The 19,786-nt window shown below is 59.7% G+C and carries 12 protein-coding genes; 5 read left to right on the top strand and 7 right to left on the bottom strand.

Annotated elements, in window-relative coordinates; genetic code table 11:
• The first annotated feature begins 236 nt into the window (after positions 1 to 236).
• Positions 237 to 3,602, top strand: a complete 3,366-nt coding sequence (locus D882_RS0108345) for a hypothetical protein (RefSeq protein ID WP_027922808.1) — start codon at positions 237 to 239, stop codon at positions 3,600 to 3,602.
• A 186-nt stretch (positions 3,603 to 3,788) separates the two neighbouring features.
• Positions 3,789 to 9,017 carry a dermonecrotic toxin domain-containing protein gene (locus D882_RS0108340; RefSeq protein ID WP_027922807.1) on the top strand — a complete coding sequence of 1,743 codons (5,229 nt, stop codon included), beginning with the start codon at positions 3,789 to 3,791 and terminating at the stop codon, positions 9,015 to 9,017.
• Positions 9,018 to 9,059: 42 nt separating this feature from the next.
• Here the strand turns inward: D882_RS0108340 and metE are convergent, their stop codons facing one another.
• A complete protein-coding gene (gene metE / locus D882_RS0108335; protein ID WP_027922806.1) occupies positions 9,060 to 11,372 on the bottom strand; it encodes a 5-methyltetrahydropteroyltriglutamate--homocysteine S-methyltransferase in 2,313 nt (770 codons plus the stop codon).
• 107 nt (positions 11,373 to 11,479) lie between these two features.
• On the opposite strand from metE, the gene metR reads away from it, so the two are divergent.
• Positions 11,480 to 12,397, top strand: coding sequence for a transcriptional regulator MetR (gene metR / locus D882_RS0108330; RefSeq protein WP_007944922.1), 918 nt, complete (start codon positions 11,480 to 11,482; stop codon positions 12,395 to 12,397).
• 32 nt (positions 12,398 to 12,429) lie between these two features.
• On the opposite strand, the gene D882_RS0108325 is transcribed toward metR, so the two are convergent.
• From D882_RS0108325 to D882_RS0108305, 5 genes are all read right to left on the bottom strand, one after another.
• Positions 12,430 to 12,927, bottom strand: a complete 498-nt coding sequence (locus D882_RS0108325) for a GNAT family N-acetyltransferase (protein ID WP_027922805.1) — start codon at positions 12,925 to 12,927, stop codon at positions 12,430 to 12,432.
• Positions 12,928 to 12,929: 2 nt separating this feature from the next.
• The gene (locus D882_RS0108320) at positions 12,930 to 13,568 is read right to left on the bottom strand and encodes a LysE family translocator (RefSeq protein WP_027922804.1); all 639 of its coding nucleotides are present in this window, start codon (positions 13,566 to 13,568) and stop codon (positions 12,930 to 12,932) included.
• Positions 13,569 to 13,592: 24 nt separating this feature from the next.
• Complete coding sequence (locus tag D882_RS0108315; protein WP_027922803.1) at positions 13,593 to 14,027, bottom strand: NUDIX domain-containing protein; 435 nt, start codon at positions 14,025 to 14,027, stop codon at positions 13,593 to 13,595.
• A 203-nt stretch (positions 14,028 to 14,230) separates the two neighbouring features.
• Entirely contained in the window at positions 14,231 to 15,556 is a 1,326-nt protein-coding gene (locus tag D882_RS0108310; protein WP_027922802.1) for an APC family permease, read from the bottom strand.
• A gap of 238 nt (positions 15,557 to 15,794) precedes the next feature.
• Entirely contained in the window at positions 15,795 to 16,616 is an 822-nt protein-coding gene (locus D882_RS0108305) for a carbon-nitrogen hydrolase family protein (protein ID WP_027922801.1), read from the bottom strand.
• A 129-nt stretch (positions 16,617 to 16,745) separates the two neighbouring features.
• On the opposite strand from D882_RS0108305, the gene D882_RS0108300 reads away from it, so the two are divergent.
• Positions 16,746 to 17,546: a LuxR C-terminal-related transcriptional regulator gene (locus tag D882_RS0108300; protein WP_027922800.1), complete on the top strand. Its 801-nt coding sequence runs from the start codon at positions 16,746 to 16,748 to the stop codon at positions 17,544 to 17,546.
• 61 nt (positions 17,547 to 17,607) lie between these two features.
• Complete coding sequence (locus D882_RS0108295; protein WP_027922799.1) at positions 17,608 to 19,227, top strand: FMN-binding glutamate synthase family protein; 1,620 nt, start codon at positions 17,608 to 17,610, stop codon at positions 19,225 to 19,227.
• Here the strand turns inward: D882_RS0108295 and D882_RS1000000133500 are convergent.
• Positions 19,205 to 19,717 carry a hypothetical protein gene (locus D882_RS1000000133500; RefSeq protein WP_371258942.1) on the bottom strand — a complete coding sequence of 171 codons (513 nt, stop codon included), beginning with the start codon at positions 19,715 to 19,717 and terminating at the stop codon, positions 19,205 to 19,207. The two genes, D882_RS0108295 and D882_RS1000000133500, sit on opposite strands and share 23 nt — an antisense overlap.
• Positions 19,718 to 19,786 lie beyond the last annotated feature (69 nt).

The raw sequence follows: 19,786 nt of genomic DNA, 5'->3' as shown, positions 1-19,786 counted from the left end.
AACCCCAGTAGAGCGCGAGTCTGATGAAGTTTGTTCAAGCGCGCTGCCACAGTTACGTGACAGTTTGATGAAGAGTGCTGAACGGTCGCGAGATGCGTCGACCGCTACCGCTGGTCAGAAAACAGTCTGAACCTGTTATTTCTGACAGTAGCCAGTCGGCGACTTTAAGCGTGCAATCTGCCTCTGACGCGACACCACCGAACCGGTTCGCGCGCGTGTGTGGATTGGAGAACGTCATGACGGCACTGTTCATTTACTCGCCACAACAACTGGTGGCGCTGCAAAAGGAAAGCCCGCAGCAACAGGTCGATGTGTTTGCCGAGGTCAGGTCCAATGGCCTGTTCACGGAGGATGGCGTACTCAGAATATTCCCGATCATGATTGCTGGCTGGCATGCGGTCGACTACCCCCGGGCCTTGCGTGGGGTCAACGCCGATGAAACCGCCGGCCCCGGACTGGGGTGGTGGGTGCTTTTCCCCTCCTACACGTTAATGGACGCGTTTGACACGCTGCGCCTGTATTTAGGCAAGCGATTGCTGCCCGGTGAGGAGCCGGATCCGGCAGACACCGGCCAACTGATCAAGACTGTCATTGTCCCTGTCGATCACGGTCACCAGAACATCGCCAGCGTCATCGCAAGGATCACTGTCGAAAAACCGGGTATCCATCACCTGTGGTACACCGTCGAGCGTACCAGCGGGAATGGCCCGGAACGCTCGGACCCCATCACCGTATGGTTCAAGCCGACCTTCCCGGACAGCCTCGATCCAACCGGTCAATCCAGTGAGCGCGTGCCTCTTGAAGCCCCACGCTTCCCGCAGGTGATTGATAAAGAGATGGCCGGCGCCGGTGTTGACTTCATCATCCCTGCCTGGCCAGTCATGACTTCGGGCGACCGGATCAAACTGATGATCGATACCCAGATCGTCGAATTCGTCATCACTGCCGAACACGTCGGTCAGGACATCGTGGTGTTCGTCTCCTCGACGATCCTCAAGTCGATCGGCCCGGCCGACCCGCTGCTGGTGAGTTACACCCTTCATGACCAGGTACACAACAGCAGTTTGACGTCCAACATCGGCGTGGGTGCGCTGCAACCGGACACGACGTACCTTGAAGCGCCTTCAGTGCCGCTCGCCGTTGACGATGTTCTCGCCATTGATGATCTCGACGGCGCAGCCATGGACGTTGACGTACTGGTAAGGCGTGCAGACGTCGTCGCGGGCGACAAAGTCGAATTGACGCTTTATGACGCCTCGACCGGGATCAGCGAAGTCTTTGGCCCGCAGGATTACAAGGCCGGGGTCGTGACATTCAGGGTCCCTATCGAACTCGTGAAGAAACTGGCCCCGACCACCATCAAGCTGAGCTACCAGCGAATCCGAATGGTTGCGGGTTCACCGGTACGGACACCGTCATACCCCTACTCTCCACGGCTTATTGGCGAAAAGTACCGCGCGCCGGCCCCTACGGCTCCGCAAGCCCATGGGGCGGTCTTCCCTCCAGGACTGGTAGACACTGTTGTCTATGCCGGCCCCGGAATCGAGGGCCTGGAAGTCGGTGACAAGGTGACACTGAACTGCCTGAGCACCAGCGCTGGCGGCACCACTCGGCTGCAAACCTTCGAGCGATTTGTCACCCGTTCAATGGACATTCCCGGTGTAGGTATCGTGGTGCCGTTCGATTGGGAAACAGCCCACTTCGATACTTACCCGAACGGTTCGGTGGAGCTGTCGTATACGGTGACCGGCATCACGCATGCGGCACCATTGGAGTCTTATGTCCGGCGCCTGCGCATCGGTCAGGTGACGGATATCCTGGAAGTCATCGATATCGGCAAGGATGAAAACGGCGTACTTGACCCCAAAGATATTCCCTTCGGCACACCTGCCATTTGCCCGGCCAAGGCCCACACGCGCATTGGCGATACGGTGCACCTGGAGGTCTGGAAGCAGGGCAATCCGCTCGATCCGCAAGATGCCCTCGTTTTTGAGGATTCGTTACCCATTACCGCCAGCAATGTCAGCAAAGACATTGAGTTTCGGCTGGCGCAGGAGCTGATCAATCCACTGCTCAATCGAATTATCGGTGTGGACTGGTACATCGCCCGTCACCGCGAACTCCCGCTGACAGCCCCCGAACGGGTGCTGCGAATCGGGGCCAAAGCCTTGGTACTGCCGGCGCCTGAACTGTTGCAGGCATCGCCTGGCAATATCATCAACCCGCAAAACACCCAGCAAAACGCCACGGTCAAAGTCACCTATACCGGAATGAACCCCACACACCGTGTCAGCCTTTTCGTCAAAGGACGTGAGGGGTTTGGCAGCCCTGCACTGGCGACACTTCAAGGCAGCGCCAGTGGTTCATTGCTGTTCACCCTGCCGCTGACCGCCGTCCCCGCCAACATGGGCACATTCATGTCCTTTTGGTATGTCGTGACGCAGGAAGGCATACATGACCAAAGCTCCGCGCCCACGAAGTATGAGGTCACCGCTATTTCCAACGAGGATATCAACTACCCGCGCATGACCATCAAGGAGGCGCCGGATCACAAGACGCTGAACCTCAACCATTTCACGGGGGACGCACACTGGACACTGACTCCATGGATCTTCATGGCCATAGGGACACGGATGCGCGTGGCGTTGAGTGGCCAACAATCCGACGGTAGCGAATACGTCCTCCTGTTGTTCGACGGGGTGATTAACGCCAACCATGTGAACACCGGATTAAGCGGTGTCATCAGCCGGGAGCCACTGAAACTGTTCAAGGACGGTACTCAAGTATTCGGCCTGTCGATTGCCAACTTCAGCGACAAGGGAGGCGTTGATACGTTCTTCCCCCTGCGGGAACTGACGATCAAATCGGAAATGCTGGCAGTGCCGATGATTACCCAGTTGATCGACAATCAAGGCCCACTTACCGGGCAGGTCAGAGAGGGTGGGACATGCGATGACCCCACTCCTGAATTGGTCGGTACCGCAACACCCGGAAGCGCGGTGAGCCTGTTCAACGGTGCGGCCCCCTTGGGGTCAGCTGTCGCAGACGATAATGGCATCTGGAGGACGCAAGTTTCTGTCGGAACGGGCAGCCATGGCCTGATCGCAAAAACGGTGGATGGACAGCAGGCGTCGACGCCCTGGCAAGTCACGGTGCAGGCAGACCTGAATTCCGTGACCGATTTTTTAAACGGCAATTTCAATGGTTGGGCATTGGGCGCTGGAGCGCAAACCGGCCGATTGCTGGGCACAGCCCCCAACTATCTCTTTCACATCTGGACACCTGGAAAAATAAATAACTCAGGCGTGTTGTTCACCCGCAACTTTGCGTTGGTGAGTGGCGCGCAATACCAGTTTTCCTGCCAGCTATACAACACCGCCGTGAACGGTTACGACGTCGACCCGAAAATAAGTCTGCATGTCGACAACATGCTCAATACCCCCGTCGTCAATATTTTCAAACATACCGGCTGGATTACGGTGGCAGGCAGTTTTACTGCCTGCGCGGCTACCGCCAACTTCCACATCACCAATCACGAGCCTGGAGACATCGGCAATGATTTTTACATTCACGCACTGACCGTCAGGCAGCTTTCGAATTAACCGATTGATCGACACGGCCTAGCCACCAAAGCCACTGCAACCCCGCTGAACAGGGAGGCTTCAGCGGCTTTGGTCGTACTCGCTTGGCAATGCGATAACTATGTAGTGCCATGGACCCGGACAGATTTTCTTTAATGGCGCTCTTCAAGAGCGGATACGCCGCTCCCTGCACAGAGCCACGTTGTCATGAAAGAAAGTGCGTTCAGTCCCCTGCCCGTCTCTCCGCCAATCACGATGGCGGCCCATCCGCCCCTGAAGCACAACCCCGATGAAAGCCTGTTACTCAGCGCTACGGCGCGCTGGCGCGACAGCAGCCAGGGCTTGCAAGCGTTGTTTGCCGCCGCCCCCCTGAGAAACCACCGTCAGGACCCATCGCTCATCCACCGCTGGATGGCCTATTGGGACGCCCGGGCACCCGGTACGCCAGTGTCGCGACGCGAGCGGGCGGGTCAGTTGTACTGCAGCCATTTCGAGGCCTGTGCCCAAGTGGCGTTCGCGCGCAGAACCCTGACGGCAGAGCAGTTGCAGACGCTAGTGCTGATCCCTTCCCCTCCCGATTCCGGTCTGCGCCTGAATGATCAACCCATCCACATCGAGCAGTTGACCCTGATACTGAGCGACAGCGGCACCCTGAAACTCCCGGCTGCCTGGGTCATCAGCGTGGGCGAACGCCAACCCGTCGCGCAGTGGCTGTATTTGCCGAGCCGGGCGGTTCCCATTCAGGTCTTCAACCAGCGCAGTGACATGGAAGACTGGTTGTCTGAACAATCTCTCGTCCCGCAGGGCCTGCCTGATGATGACGTGCGTTTTGAATACGGCGCGAAAGATCAGCCTCTGACGGTCGGCATCACTGAGCGGCTGTTACACCCGCAGTACGCGGACGCCGTCGTTTTCGCCTTACCTCCAGACCATGAAACCCTGCCGCCAGACAACCCTGCCGGGGAGGATGAACAGCCGCTGTTCGACAGCCTGTTTGCCGATATCCCCTGGCCCCAGCGCCAGGCTTCGCTGAACCGCCAGCGCGATGCACTCGAGACGCTGCTGGGCGATCAACTCGAAAGCGACCGGCAACAAACATTCAAAGAGGCCTTGAAGACGCTGGAGACGGCAGAGCAAGTCGCTGATACGGCCGCGTCCACCCTGCTTTACAGGGCGCGCACCTTCGACTTCGTGACCATCAACCGCGAGTTCAGTGCGCTCTATCAGGCGCACAAGGATGGCCTGCGTGCCGAGGCCCAGCTTCAACTGGCGCTCAAACAGCTCAACAGCGACGAATTCAGCCTGCTTGAAGCGGTGCTGGACTCGCCGCTCGCGGCCGATCGTGACTCAGCCATTACCGCCGCCAGCTTGACGCTGTCGATGACAGAGGCAAACACCGGCGTCAAAACCGAAGAACTCATCGGCCCTTTGGTCATTACCCGAGCGCCGCTCGATGCCGCATCGCCGCGCAGTCTGTTGCTGTACTGGCCCGGCGCCGGCGGCGGTTTGCAACGGTTCGCCAATTGCACAGAACTGGAGCGCCAGGTGTTCAAGATTCAGGACGGGGACACGGTTCTGGGCTTGAAAATGAACACAATCGAGACCGACCCGCTGCACTACAGCCTCAACAAAAAAACGAGTCATTTCGAAGAACAAGCAGCGCACATACGCCAACAATTTCCTGATGCAGCCCAGGCTCAACAGCGTGCAGATGAACTGGAAAAGCTGCGCAAAAAAACGCTGGCCGCCTTGCAAGTCCCGGTGGCGGCCGCCAGGAGCCAGGCCTTCTCTCACCTGTTGGAACAAAGCCGTAGCGCGACCCTTTTCTCTTTGCTGCCCACCTGGATGGCCAGGTTATCGGGAGCCGAACGCGTTGAGCTCAAGGGTTTGTTCGAGGGCTACATCCTGGCAATGCGCCGTAGTCATGAACAGCTGGAGATCGCCCTCCCCTCCCGTGACGATTTCACCCGCCAGCATGTGCAAGCCCGTCTGCGCAAAGACTTCTCGCTCAAGGGGCACTTTGACGTACAAATTGACCTGCCTGACTCGGTCCTGCTGAAAAAACAACTGTCGGATGGCGCAGCCCCGGGAACCCCGCAGAAACTCGTCGCAGTGCCCAGTGCAAGCCGCAGCAAAATGTCACTCGAAGAACTTGTCCAGCTCAACGTCGACAATACGCCCTCGATGCGGCTGGACCCCCTGTCACTGCGATTGGGATTTATGCGACTCGAAATCACGGTGACGGATGAAACCGAACGCCAGGCGTTGGCAAGGGGTATCACCCAGCCCTGGCTGCGCAAGATGCTGCCCGAGCTGGACTTGCCCCAAGCCTACGAAAACCTGATTCGCGATGCCTTCATGGGCTCGACCAGCGAGACCGCTTTCGTAAAAGAGCACCGGCGTGAATGCCTGATCGAGCCCTGGCGCCTGATGCTGCAATTGCAGGGGGCCTGCGCACGCCTGCAAAAGCGGATCAATCAACACGAATGGCAGATATTGAACATCGCCATTGATGCCGACACCCCGCAGGCCTGGAACGTTGAAGGCAAGCGCATTGTGCTCCTGCCGGCGTACCTGAGTGCCGGTGGCAAGGACACACCAAACGAGGGCCCCACCACGTTGTTGGGGGTGACGTTCATTCAAGAGCAAGTCAGCGGGATTACCCTGCTGTATCTGCCGGACAGTCCTGACGGCCAGTGCCTGCGTCGCTACGACAATCTTGAGGCGGCTCGCCAGGCCTTGTTCAATGCGTGCCTGCGCAGTGAGATGGTCAGTTATCTGGCAGGACGCGCCTTGCAAGGCACGGTGAGCGCTCATGAAAGCCGCATCAACCAGGCTGTGCTCAAGCATTTCAACGCGATGATCGGGATCGGGCTGCCCTGGCCGAAAACCACATCACTGTCGTCCCATTTGCTCAACGCGCACATGGGGCGACTGATCGAAGCGCATCGCGCAACCTCCCGTTCCAACGATGCCTTGTACCTGGAACGCTACGCGCTCAGCGGTCCGAGGGCGTTCAACTACATGAAAATGGCCTTGAGCATGGTGCCCTTTGTCGGCGCGGGCATCGCACTCTACGATGCCTGGCACAGCGCCAACCACGCCGTCGCGGCCCTGTTGCGCGGTGAGGCAGGCGACGGCCTGACGGAGATTGAATCGGTGTTGCTGTCGCTGATCGATGCCGCCATGGACGTTCTTCCTGGCGCGTCCGCAGGATCCCGGTCAGCCAAGGGCGCCCGTTCACTCACGCGGCTTCGTCAAATCCAGGCATTGGGCAAAAGCGCAGGAGCGTTGCAAGGAAGATCAAGGCGCCAAGCGCGGCATGGCTTCAATCGCTTCGCCGGTTACGACTACCAAAAGCCGATCTCTCTTGCCGGCTTGCAACCGGCCACCCACGGGATGTACCGCAACATTTACCGGCACGCAGACGGCGACTTTATCGTTCGCCAGGGGCGCATCTTTCAGGTTGAACGCAGCACGGATTCACGTAACTGGCGACTGACCGGCACGCCCCAAAAAACCTATAAACAACCCATCGGCCTTGATGAGGCGGGCCGTTGGGACACTTACTTCGGTGTCTACGGAGTGACCTTTGAGGGTGGCGGACTGGGAGGCGGTGGGGTGCTCGGGCATCTGGCGGACGGGCTAGACCCGCTCTGGCCGGCGGCCATTCGCGCACGCCTGCCACGCTGGTGGGCCGATCATGCCTTTCGCCGCCATCACCAATTGACCGAAGCCGTCGATGAATTTGCTCCGACACTCGACGCCCAAGTCCTGCGGACCAATGCCTTGATCGAGCAGTACAACATCAGTACCGAAACTCATCGCCCGACGCTGATGCCGGCGACAGAAGCCGCGTGTATCGGCGACATCGAACTGGCCAGCAGGCACTACCAGACGCTGGTTGAACTTTCGCCCCTCACTCACGGCAACAAAAAGCGCGTGCTGCGGGACATGCAGAGCCATGACGCTTCGTTGATCGCTGACCGGTACAAGCAACGGGTGTTCTTTGCCAATCATCGAGCCGATCCGTTGGTCGGCAGGATCGACGATCTCATCGGGCGCCTGGACGCACTGCCTAACTCCGCGCTCAGCGAACGCTTCCGTATTCTGCAAGACATCAGAAAGGTGCGTGTGGACTTCATGCACGAGCTGGATCAAATCGATGCCGCCATGCGCAATCTCAACCTGTGGTACGAACGCATAACGGTCAGCAGTCACAAGGCACAACTGACCGGCGAAGTCATGATGTTGAACAAGCGGCTCAGCGAGACCAACCTGCTCTACTTGAGAACCGGCCACCTGCTGGAAATCGTCAAGCGCTATGACACCACCCGGGAGATCTCCTGGTTTTATCTGCAAGGACAGGCGGAGAATCTGCGGGCCAAAGTCGATCGCGCCTTGTTCACCCAATACAGCCTGCCGGAAGTCACCGCCACCAGAACCCAGCGCAACCAGATCTTGCTGGAGTGCCTCGATCTCTACAGAGAATTTCGTCGCAACATGAACGCCTGGACCGCCAGCTATCCGCAACACTTCCATCTGGACGCCGTGGCGCCACTGCTGAAGGGTATCGAGAAAATGGCCGAACGAGCGCGCAGGGCCATCGATCAGCCGGTCCCCCCTTCCCCCGGCGGGCAACGCAGGAAAAAAGTCTTCACCACCGAAGATGATCATTTGCTGATCGGGGTGGAGCATTGGGAGTCGACCACCCAGACGCACCGATACACGCTGACGGGGCGGGGCGGATACGAGGAAATCTGGGAACTGGGCGTCAACGGCAAGTCTCGCCTGCTGAATCCGCAGACACAGACGTCTGGAGCGCCACAAAGAAACCTTCAGGCCTTGGTCGAAGATGCCAATAACCGTCTGCAGTCCCAGGAAACCTACAAGGCCAGGGTTCAAGCGTATGCGGCTCAGGACATGCTTGGAGTCGATCTGGAGCACATGATGGTCAGCGAGGCCAGCGAGCTGAACCGTCGCGCCCTCACTATCGAAGAACTTGCCCCGCACAATTCCATCATTGAGCAACTGCGCGACAAGGCCACGGAACTCACGGCTACCGGTCGTCAAATGCGTACCCGCCAGTCGATACGTACGCAAAAACCTACCGATAGCATGCTCGACGACCTGATCAGCCAAAACGCAGTGCAGATTCGCAAAACGGCGCCGATGAAAAATCTTGGCAAACGCCCTGACGGACGGATCGATTACCTGCAGGAGTACCAAGTGTGGGACCTGACGGCCACGCCGCCCAAGGTGCTGTGGTACGCCCACTTCCACTACAGCAAACCCGCACCGGCATTCGCTGAATTCGAGAAAGCGCACTTGAAACTGCCCGAGCACCGGTATCTGACCCACGCCGACAACGCTGCCCTGCCCTACGCCGATATCGGCAAAAGATCAGTAGCACTAAAGCATTTCGAGCCGCTGTAAAACGGGAAACGGGAGCGGTTTTCCGCTCCCGTTTTGGGATTTTTATGCCAACTGGCTGCGCAATTGTCGCGCCGCCGCCACCATATTCACCAACGCGGCTTCGGTCTCCGGCCACGCTCGGGTTTTCAATCCGCAATCGGGGTTCACCCACAGGCGCTCGGCCGGAATCCGCTTCACGGCTTTGCTCATCAACTTGACCATCTCGGCGGTGTCCGGCACCCGTGGCGAGTGGATGTCGTAGACGCCCGGGCCGATGTCGTTCGGGTAGTCGAAGGCTTCGAACGCTTCCAGCAACTCCATGTCCGAACGCGAGGTTTCGATGGTGATCACGTCAGCATCCATGTCGGCGATGGCCTTGATCACGTCGTTAAATTCGCTGTAGCACATGTGGGTATGGATCTGGGTTTCATCCCGCACGCCGGACGCGCTCAAGCGGAACGCTTGCACCGCCCAATCGAGGTATTCCTGCCACTGCGCCCGACGCAGCGGCAAGCCTTCGCGGAACGCGGCTTCATCGATCTGCACGATCTTGATGCCGGCGTTTTCCAGGTCCACCACTTCATCACGCAGGGCCAGCGCCAACTGCTGCGCCTGGATTTTGCGCGACACGTCTTCACGGGGAAACGACCACATCAGCATGGTCACGGGACCGGTGAGCATGCCTTTCATGACCTTGTCGGTCAGGCCCTGCGCATAGGTGATCCAGTCGACGGTCATCGCCTTCGGACGGCTGAGGTCGCCGTAGATGATTGCCGGTTTGACGCAGCGCGAACCGTAGCTCTGCACCCAGCCGAAACGGGTAAACAGGTAGCCGTCCAGTTGCTCGGCGAAGTACTCGACCATGTCGTTGCGTTCGGCTTCGCCGTGTACCAGTACATCGAGGCCCAGGCGTTCCTGGATTTGCACGGCGTGGCGGATTTCACTGTGCATGGCGTCGGTGTAGTCGTTGGCCGACAGCTTGCCTTGCTTGAACGCCTGACGCGCCAGTCGGATCGAACCGGTCTGCGGGAACGAACCGATGGTGGTGGTCGGGAATGCCGGTAATTTCAAACGTGCGCGTTGCTGTTCGATGCGCTGGGCAAACGGCGAATGGCGTTGGCTGTCTGCTGCGCCGATGGCGTTGATGCGCGCCTGCACGGCGGCTTTATGGATACGCGGCGACTCGGCGCGACTGGCTTGAATCGCCCGGCTTTCGGCCAGTGCGGTGTGAACTTTGGGTGATTGCGGATCGTTGAGGGCGTCGCGCAACACGGCGATTTCGCCACACTTCTGCACGGCAAATGCCAGCCAGCTTTTCAGTTCCGGGTCGAGTTTGTCTTCGCGCTCCAGATCCACCGGGCTGTGCAGCAACGAACAGGAACTGCTGACCCACAGGTTGTCGCCAAAGCGTTCCTGGGCCGGTTGCAGTTGCGCCAACACTTGTTCCAGTTCACAGCGCCAGACGTTGCGACCGTTGACCAGACCGACCGAGAGAATCTTGTAGGTCGGCAGACGATCCAGCACCTGACCGAGTTGATCCGGCGCCCGCACGGCGTCGATGTGCAGGCCTTGCACCGGCAGGCCGACTGCCAGGCCGAGGTTGTCTTCCAGACCGCTGAAGTAGGTCGCCACGAGTTTTTTCAGCGGTGAGTATTGAAGGATGTGGTAAGCGCGTTCGAACGCATTTTTCCAGGCTTGCGGCAGGTCGAGGGTCAGGATCGGTTCGTCGATCTGCACCCATTCCACGCCTTGTGCGGCAAGGCGGCCGAGGATTTCGTTGTACACCGGCAGCAGGTGTTCCAGCAGGTCGAGTTTGTCGAAGTCGTTGCCTTTGGCCTTGCCCAGCCACAGGTACGTCAGCGGGCCAATGATGACCGGTTTGACGTTGTGACCGAGGGCCTTGGCTTCATCCACTTCGTCGAACAACTGTTCCCAGCTGAGTTTGAATTGCTGGTCAGCGCTGAATTCCGGGACCAGGTAGTGGTAGTTGGTGTCAAACCACTTGGTCAGTTCCTGGGCGTATTGCGCGGTGCCGTGGTCGCCGCCGCAGCAGTTCGCGCTGGCACCTCGGGCCATGGCGAACAGGGTGTCGAGGGTCGGCTGGCCGCTGGCATCCCTGGCGCTGTCGAAACGCTTGGGGATCACACCGAAGGTCAGGGAATGGGTCAGCACCTGGTCGTACCAGGCGAAGTCGCCGACCGGCAGCAGGTCGATGCCGGCGTCTTTCTGCAGTTGCCAATGGGTGGCGCGCAGTTGCCGGCCGACACCGTTCAGCGCGTCCTGATCGAGATCGCCCTTCCAGTAGGATTCGAGGGCTTTTTTCAGTTCGCGGTCCGCGCCGATGCGTGGGAAACCGAGGGTGTGGGCCAGCGCCATGGTGAATTGCTCCTGTAAAAGATGGCGCTATTGTCGACAGCCAAGCCAACATGAGACAAACTCAACCTTTTCGTGTTGATCACAAGTTTTCCTCATGGAGCCATCCGGTGCTTGAAATCCGCCACCTCAAGACCCTGCACGCCTTGCGTGAAGCCGACAGCCTGGTCGATGCCGCCGACCGTTTGCACCTGACGCAATCGGCGCTGTCCCACCAGTTCAAGGAACTGGAGGAGCGCATGGGCATGCCGCTGTTCGTGCGCAAGACCAAGCCGGTGCGCTTCACCAGCGCCGGCCTGCGCCTGCTGCAACTGGCCGACGCCACCTTGCCGCTGCTGCGCGGCGCCGAGCGTGACATCGCGCGATTGGCCGGTGGCACCGCCGGGCGTTTGCACATGGCGATCGAATGCCACAGTTGCTTCCAGTGGCTGATGCCGACCATCGACCAGTTCCGCGATGCGTGGCCGGAAGTCGAACTGGACCTGGCGTCAGGGTTTTCCTTTGCACCGCTGCCGGCGCTGGCCCGTGGCGATCTGGACCTGGTGGTGACCTCTGACCCGCTGGACATCGCCGGGATCACCTACGTGCCGTTGTTCACCTATGAAGCCATGTTGGCGGTGGCCAACCAGCACCGCTTGGCGAGCAAGGCGTACATCGTGCCGGAAGACTTACTCACGGAGACGCTGATCACTTATCCGGTGGAACGAGATCGGCTGGACATCTTCACCCGTTTCCTCGAACCGGCCGACATCGAACCGGCGCAGGTCCGTACCTCGGAACTGACGGTGATGATGATGCAACTGGTGGCCAGCGGTCGCGGCGTGTGTGGCATGCCGCATTGGGCGCTGCATGAATACAGCTCGCGGGGTTACGTGAAGGCCAAGCGGCTGGGTGAAAAAGGATTGTTTGCGACATTGTATGCGGGGATACGCGCGGACATGCTGGATGCGCCGTACATGCGTGATTTCTTGCTGACGGCGAAGGACACGTCGTTCTCGACACTGGATGGTGTGAGCGCCGTCAGATAACACAACACTCCTACAGGGGAATTGCGGTGGGTTCAGATTTCCCGCCACATGTGGATTTTGTCGAAGTATTCCTCGCCCACCCGCACCGCCAACGGTTCCAGGCCGAACTGGATAAAGCCGCAACGCTGGTACAGGTTGAACGCCGCGTCATTACCGGCAGTGACGGTCAGCTGAATCACCTTCAGCGCCGGATGCTGCTGCGCCTCGGCCAATGCCGCCTGCACCAGTTGAGACCCCAACCCGCGCTGGCGAACCGTACCGGACACGTACATGCCAAACAGTGTCGCCTTGTGCCGGGCCTTTTCCCGAGGCTCGAAGGCGAGACCGACGATGCCGGCCAACTTGCCCTCCTCGAATGCCCCGAACACCACATCCAGCTTGCTGGTCAGGCGCCCTTCCCACCAGCTCAGCGGCATGGCGGCGCGTTCGCGCACACTCGACGTAAAAGCCTGCGGATGCCGGTCATAGGCTTCGAGCATCAGCTCCCGGTAAGCCAGCGCATGACTGGCGTCCAGCCGTTCAATCCACATGATCAAGCCGCCCTGCGTTGCTCAAGCATCAGCCGCACCGCCAGCGCCGCCAACACAAACCCCATGACATAACGCTGCAGCGCCAGCCAGGTCGGGTTCCTGACGAACCACGAGGCGATGCCCGCCGCGAACAGCGCGATGAGCAGGTTGACGCAGAAACTGACGCTGATCTGGGTCAGGCCGAGGATGATGCTTTGGCTGAACACCGAGCCGTGTTCAGGGTTGATGAACTGTGGAAACACCGACAGGTAAAACACCGCAATCTTCGGGTTCAACGCGCTGGTAAGAAAGCCCATGGTGATCAGTTTGCGCGATGAATCCGGTGGCAACTGCTGCGGCTCGAACGGTGAGCGGGCACCGGGTTTGACTGCCTGCCAGGCCAGCCACAGCAAGTACAACGCCCCCGCCCACTTCAACACTTCATAAGCCATCGGCACGGCCAGGAATACCGCGGTCAAACCGGCCGCCGCCGCGAACAAATGCACGAAGAACCCCGCGACCACGCCGAGCAAAGACGTCACACCCGCCTTGCGCCCCTGGCAGATCGAACGGGAGATCAGGTAGATCATGTTCGGCCCCGGCGTCAGCACCATCAGCAACGCGGCAGCGGCAAAAATCAGCAGGTCTTGAAGCGGGATCATGGGCAATCCTTCGTCCGGAAATGATCAGGCAGGTTCGGTCAGCGATGCTCGATAAAACGGCAGGATCAGGTCCCGTGTCAAGGGTGCCAGCCTGACACCGCCGTCGGTGGCCGGGTCAATCCAAATCACTTCTTCGATCTCGGCTGCGGGGGTGACGTCGGCATCGATGGTCAGCAAAAACAGCTCGGCCTGTACGACAAACCCCGGCTCGTTGGCCGCCGGTGCCGAGAATTGCCCAAGGTAACTGGCGTGCGCGGGGTCGATGAGCAAACCCAGCTCTTCTTCCAGCTCGCGGGCCAGGGCGTGAACCGGTTGCTCATGGGCTTCGATCTTGCCGCCCGGTTGCATGAAGGCTTGGGTGCCGCGCTTGCGCACCAGCAACGTACGGCCGTCGGGACCGATCAACAGGGCAGCGGCGATGCGGATGATGCGTGGCGAATCAGCGGATGCAAGGGTCATGGATCGCAATGGGCCTTGGGTAAAAGCCGCAAGGTTCACATAACCCTTGAGCATCGTCACGGGGAATATCCGCACTCACCGCCGATCCCCTTGTAGGTGTGAGCCTGCTCGCGATAGCGGTGTATCAGTCGACATCAATGGTGAATGCCGGACCGCTATCGCGAGCAGGCTCACTCCTACAACGGTTTTTCGGTGTCAGGAATTCAGGTGGCTTCCTGGAAATCCATTTCCGGAGGCTGGCGACGGAAACCGCCAGTCAGCACCGCCAGGTACACCACGCCAATCGCCAGCCAGCTCAGGCCCAGGTAAATCGCCAGGTGATCGAGACTGACCATCAGCCACAAGTCTGCCGCCAGGCCGATGAACGGGAATATCAGGAACAGCAGCAGTTCACGCGGGCCTTTTTTCTCGCCGCCGATCCAGTAGTGAAAGATCACCGACAGGTTGACCAGGCTGAAGGCGAGAAATGCGCCGAAGTTGATGAACGAGGTCGAGGTGGTGACGTCCAGTTTCAGCGCCAGCAACGCGACGACGGCGCACAACAGGATGCTGTTGACCGGGGTGCCGAAGCGTTCGTGCAAGGTGCCGAAGAACGATTTCGGCAGCACACCGTCGCGGCCCATGGCGAACAGCAGGCGCGAACCGCTGGCCTGCGCCGACAGGCCCGAGGCGAACTGGCCGACGATCAGGCCGATCAGGAAGATCGAGACGAACAGGTCGCCGCCGATGTTGCGGGCGATTTCATAGGCCGCCGAGTCGACGTTGTCGAACTGGAATGACGGGTGTGCGACCTGTACGAAGTAGGAGACACTGACGAAGATCAGCCCACCAATCAGGGTGATCAGCATGATTGCCCGCGGGATGGTGCGGCGCGGGTCGCGGGTTTCTTCGGTCAGGGTGCTGACCGCGTCGAAGCCCAGGAACGAGTAACAGGCGATGGCCGCGCCGCTCATGACCAGCGGCATCTGCATGTCGCCGTTGAAGAACGGTTTGATCGACCACAACGGCGTGCTCGCATCGCCACCGACGTAGTGGATGCACAACACGACGAAGGCGATCAGCACCAGGGCCTGCACCAGCATCAGCAAGGCGTTGATGCCGTTGGCCAGCTTCAGGCCGACGATGTTGATCGCGCTGGTGATGCCGATGAACGCCAGCACCCACAGCCATTGCGGCACCGCCGGGAACGCGGAGTTGAGGTAGGCGGCGCCGATCAGCCAGATCGCCATCGGCAAAAACAGGTAATCGAGCAGCACCGCCCAACCGGCGATGAAGCCGAGCTTCGGACTGATGGCTTTGCGTACATAGCTGTAGGCCGAGCCCGCGACGGGGAATGCCGAGGCCATTCGGCCGTAGCTCATGGCGGTGAAAAACATCGCCACCAGTGCCGCGAGGTACGCGGCCGGCACCATGCCGGCGGTGGATTGAGCGAGGATGCCAAAGGTGCCGAGCACAATGATCGGCGTCATGTAGGCAATGCCAAACAGCACCACCGAACCCAATGACAGGGTGCGTTGCAAACGAGCCATGAGCGACTACTCCGAATTTATTAGATTTATGGCAGAGCCGAGTTCGGCGCTAAATTTCGGGGGTTACGTTGTTGTTTTTGGTTCAAGGGACAAACAGGTGTGTCGTCTGTCAGGGCCTCATCGCGGGCAAGCCCGCTCCCACAGGGATCCTTGTGGATACAGATTTTGTGAATGACATAAATCCTGTGGGAGCAGGCTTGCCCGCGAAGGCGTCAGTCCCGACAACACAGAATCCGGATCAGCGCGAAGGAATCAGCAGCTCCCGAACCCCGCAAGCCCGCTCCACAATCTCCCCCGGCAACTTCAGCCGTTGATCATCCAGATACCGGTAGTCCTTGCGTGCTGCCTGCAACCGGTTGAAATCCAGCTCAACCGTGAATTGCCCCTCATGGCGTCCCGCTTCGAACAACAGCGTGCCCAGCGGATCCACCAGCGCACTGCCGCCAGCGAACACCAACCCGTCATCACCCGCTTCCACCCGATTGACCATCAGCGCAAACGCCTGGTTTTCCTGGGCACGGGCCATGATCGCGGTGCGATGCGTCGGGCCGTAGGGGTCCATGTTGCCGTTGGTGACGATCAGTAATTCGGCGCCCAGTTGCGCAAGGGCGCGGGCGGTTTCCGGGAATTCGATGTCGTAGCAGATCAGCAGGCCGACCCGCACACCGTTCCACTCGCAGGTGGCGTAACGGTCGCCGGGCTCGAACACGCCGCGATCCGAGGCCCACAAATGCGTCTTGCGGTATTTCAGCGCGATGCCTTCGGGGGTGATCAGCAGCGTGGTGTTGTAGAAGCGACCGTTGTCGTTCTCGGCCATGCCGATCACCACGGCGATGTTGCGCTCACGGGCGGCGGCGAGCACTGCGCTGACGGTCGGGCCGTCCAGTGGTTCGGAGGTTTGCGCCACGGTGTCGGCGGTCGGAAAGCCCATCAGGTGGGTTTCCGGGAAGACGATCAGTTGCGTGTCGGCAGCGCAGGCCGCAATCGCCACCAGGGCGCGTTCGAGGTTGTACGCGGTGCCGTTGTCACGGCCCGCCAACTGGGCGAGTTCGACTTTCATCGGTATTCCTTGTTCTTGGGGAGGCCGGGCGGCAGAAAGATTGCCCGGCCGGTTTCTGTGCGCCAGTATGCGCAGCAAGCCAGCGGCCGGGGAATCACGCCGCTGGGGTAACCCGATAGGGGTAGAGGCATGACACTTTCGCTGGACGACATCGCTTGGCACCGCTCGGTCGGTCAACTGATCGACGCCCTGGACAAGCCCAATTTCTGGACGCAACTGGTGCGTCTGCTGGATCAGTACGTGACCTTCGACAGTTGGGTGGCCCTGCTTTTCAGCGCCGACCAGCACCCGCAAGTGTTCGCCGAATGCCCGGGTGAGGACGGCAGCCCGGATCAGTTGTTTCAGGATTATCTGCGCGGTTTGTATCTGTTGGACCCGTTCTACATCGCCTGTCGCGAGCAGTCGCGCACCGGCCTCTATCGCCTGTCGGAAGTGGCACCGGAGCACTTTGAGCTGACCGAGTATTACCAGCGCTACTTTCGTCTGAATGTGGTCGCTGATGAAATCCAGTTCAATTGCCAGCTCGAAGGCGACCGCACGTTGTGCCTGTCATTGGGCAGCAAGCAACGTTTCAGTGGCCAGCAGATAGCCTTGCTGTCGCTGATCCAGCCGTGGGTGCTGGGCCTGTTGCGCCAGCGCCTGCCCTATGAAATCAACGAAGTCGTGGCCCTCGCGCCGTCGCCACCGCAACCCGACTGGCGCGTGCAGCTGGAAGCGTCGGTGCAGCAACTCAAAGGCGCGCAACTGACCGCCCGGGAACTGGATGTCGGGCGGTTGATGCTCAGCGGTTGCTCCAGTAAAGAAATCGCCCGTAAGCTGGAAATCTCCGTGGAAACCGTGAAAGTCCATAAGAAACACATGTACAGCAAGCTGGGGATCAAATCCCAGTCCGAGCTGTTTTCGATTTTTCTGCAGGCACAGAATGCCTGATACACCGCTCTCCTACAGAGATCTCTGTGGCCACAACCGAGTCCGACCCCAAGGAAACCGTATGAGCCTGTCACTCCTGAGCCGCTACGCCTTCTTTGCCGCTTGCGTGATCTTCACCCTCGCCAGTCTGCCTTTCCTCGAATACGACTGGCTCTGGCCGATCACCGCCGTCACCGGTGTGCTCAGCCTGATCGGCCTGTTCGATCTGCTGCAAAGCCCCCACGCGGTGCGCCGCAACTACCCGATCCTCGGCAACATTCGTTACCTGGTGGAGGGCATTCGTCCGGAAATCCGCCAGTACCTGCTCGAATCCGACAGCGATGCCCTGCCCTTCTCCCGAGCCCAGCGCTCGCTGGTCTATTCGCGCGCCAAGAACGAAAGCGCCGACAAGCCCTTCGGCACGCTGATCGATGTGTATCAATCAGGCTTCGAGTTCATCGGCCACTCGATGCGCCCGGCGCCGTTGAGCGACCCGAGCAGTTTTCGGGTGATCGTCGGCGGCCCGCAGTGCACGCAACCGTACTCGGCCTCGGTGTTCAACATCTCGGCCATGAGTTTCGGCTCGCTCAGCGCCAACGCGATTCGTGCGTTGAACCAGGGCGCCAAGCTCGGCAATTTTGCCCATGACACCGGCGAAGGCAGCATCAGTGCTTATCACCGGGAAAACGGCGGCGACCTGACCTGGGAACTCGGCAGCGGCTACTTCGGTTGCCGCACCGCTGACGGGCGCTTCGACCCGGAACGCTTCGCGGCCCAGGCGCAAACCCCGCAAGTGCGCATGATCGAAATCAAGATGAGCCAGGGCGCCAAGCCCGGCCACGGCGGGATTCTGCCCAAGCACAAAGTCACCAAGGAAATCGCCGAAACCCGCGGCATCCTGATGGGCGAAGACTGCATCTCGCCGTCGCGGCACAGCGCGTTTTCCACGCCGATCGAACTGATGCACTTCATCCAGCAACTGCGAGAACTGTCCGGCGGCAAACCGGTGGGCTTCAAGTTCTGCCTCGGTCACCCGTGGGAATTCATGGGCATCGCCAAAGCCATGCTGGAAACCGGCATCCTCCCGGATTTCATCGTCGTCGACGGCAAGGAAGGCGGCACCGGCGCCGCGCCGGTGGAATTCACCGACCACATCGGCGTACCGATGCGCGAAGGTTTGTTGTTCGTGCACAACACACTGGTCGGCCTGAACCTGCGGGACAAAATCAAACTCGGTGCCAGCGGCAAGATCGTCAGCGCCTTCGACATCGCCAGCGTCCTGGCCATCGGTGCCGACTGGGCCAACTCGGCACGCGGCTTCATGTTCGCCATCGGCTGCATCCAGTCGCAGAGCTGCCACACCAACAAATGCCCGACCGGCGTCGCCACCCAGGACACCTTGCGCCAGCGCGCACTGGTGGTCCCGGACAAGGCCCAGCGGGTGTTCAACTTCCACCGTAACACGCTCAAAGCCCTGGCTGAAATGTTGGCGGCGGCGGGTCTCGATCACCCTTCGCAGTTGTCGGCCAAGCATCTGGTACGACGCATGTCGGCGACCGAGATCAAGTTGTTCTCGCAGCTGCATGTGTTCCTGAAACCCGGGGAGTTACTCACCGGTGAAGTGAACGGCGAGTTTTACTCGCGGATGTGGCAGATGGCGCGGGCGGATAGTTTTGAGCCTAATGAGGTGGCTGGTGCGTAATGAGTGCTTGCGCGCCAATCCCGACAGGGGTTGGCGTTGCAGCGCGTGTAAACAGTCGAGCTTCTACGTCACCTCCATCAATCATCATTGTTTGGTTCCAGTATTGCGCGAGTACCCTTTCATCTTTCGCTGGAGTTTTATCTGTTATCCACCAGACTCGTTTGGTCGTGGGTGCCCACACCGTAAAGTCCTCGAAGATGATGTGATTCGAACGTCGGGGCAGAAGCGCCCAGCCACCCTGATCAGGATAGCCCCAGAGCACCGGTTTATTTGAAGGGGTGTAAATCCTCGGTTGCGTGCCTGTGGTGTTGTAGTACGTAAACGGCAAGTACCAGGACAAACTGTCGATCATGATCTCGTCACCCGGTCGCCAACTACGGTTAATCATGGCCGCCACCCTATCCATTTTAATATCCATGCCATTGCCATCTTGGTAGTACTTGAAAAGCCCCAGCACTTCTCCGGTTAAAAACACGGTCAAAACGCCCATAGCAAGAACACGCTTTTGCGGTAACCAGAAACCTAGAGCAACAGCAACAACAAGCGGTAACCCGAGGGC

Origin of the sequence: Pseudomonas sp. URMO17WK12:I12, assembly GCF_000514395.1 — a bacterium.
GTDB lineage: Bacteria > Pseudomonadota > Gammaproteobacteria > Pseudomonadales > Pseudomonadaceae > Aquipseudomonas > Aquipseudomonas mucoides.
This window is presented reverse-complemented; position numbering and strand designations above follow the sequence as displayed.

What these genes read in the sequence shown, in the direction of transcription:
- D882_RS0108345 (WP_027922808.1), top strand. Translation starts at nt 237, where the DNA reads ATGACGGCACTGTTCATTTACTCGCCACAACAACTGGTGGCGCTGCAA.
- D882_RS0108340 (WP_027922807.1), top strand. Translation starts at nt 3,789, where the DNA reads ATGAAAGAAAGTGCGTTCAGTCCCCTGCCCGTCTCTCCGCCAATCACG.
- metE (WP_027922806.1), bottom strand. Translation starts at nt 11,372, where the DNA reads ATGGCGCTGGCCCACACCCTCGGTTTCCCACGCATCGGCGCGGACCGC.
- D882_RS0108325 (WP_027922805.1), bottom strand. Translation starts at nt 12,927, where the DNA reads ATGTGGATTGAACGGCTGGACGCCAGTCATGCGCTGGCTTACCGGGAG.
- D882_RS0108320 (WP_027922804.1), bottom strand. Translation starts at nt 13,568, where the DNA reads ATGATCCCGCTTCAAGACCTGCTGATTTTTGCCGCTGCCGCGTTGCTG.
- D882_RS0108315 (WP_027922803.1), bottom strand. Translation starts at nt 14,027, where the DNA reads ATGACCCTTGCATCCGCTGATTCGCCACGCATCATCCGCATCGCCGCT.
- D882_RS0108310 (WP_027922802.1), bottom strand. Translation starts at nt 15,556, where the DNA reads ATGGCTCGTTTGCAACGCACCCTGTCATTGGGTTCGGTGGTGCTGTTT.
- D882_RS0108305 (WP_027922801.1), bottom strand. Translation starts at nt 16,616, where the DNA reads ATGAAAGTCGAACTCGCCCAGTTGGCGGGCCGTGACAACGGCACCGCG.
- D882_RS0108300 (WP_027922800.1), top strand. Translation starts at nt 16,746, where the DNA reads ATGACACTTTCGCTGGACGACATCGCTTGGCACCGCTCGGTCGGTCAA.
- D882_RS0108295 (WP_027922799.1), top strand. Translation starts at nt 17,608, where the DNA reads ATGAGCCTGTCACTCCTGAGCCGCTACGCCTTCTTTGCCGCTTGCGTG.
- D882_RS1000000133500 (WP_371258942.1), bottom strand. Translation starts at nt 19,717, where the DNA reads ATGGGCGTTTTGACCGTGTTTTTAACCGGAGAAGTGCTGGGGCTTTTC.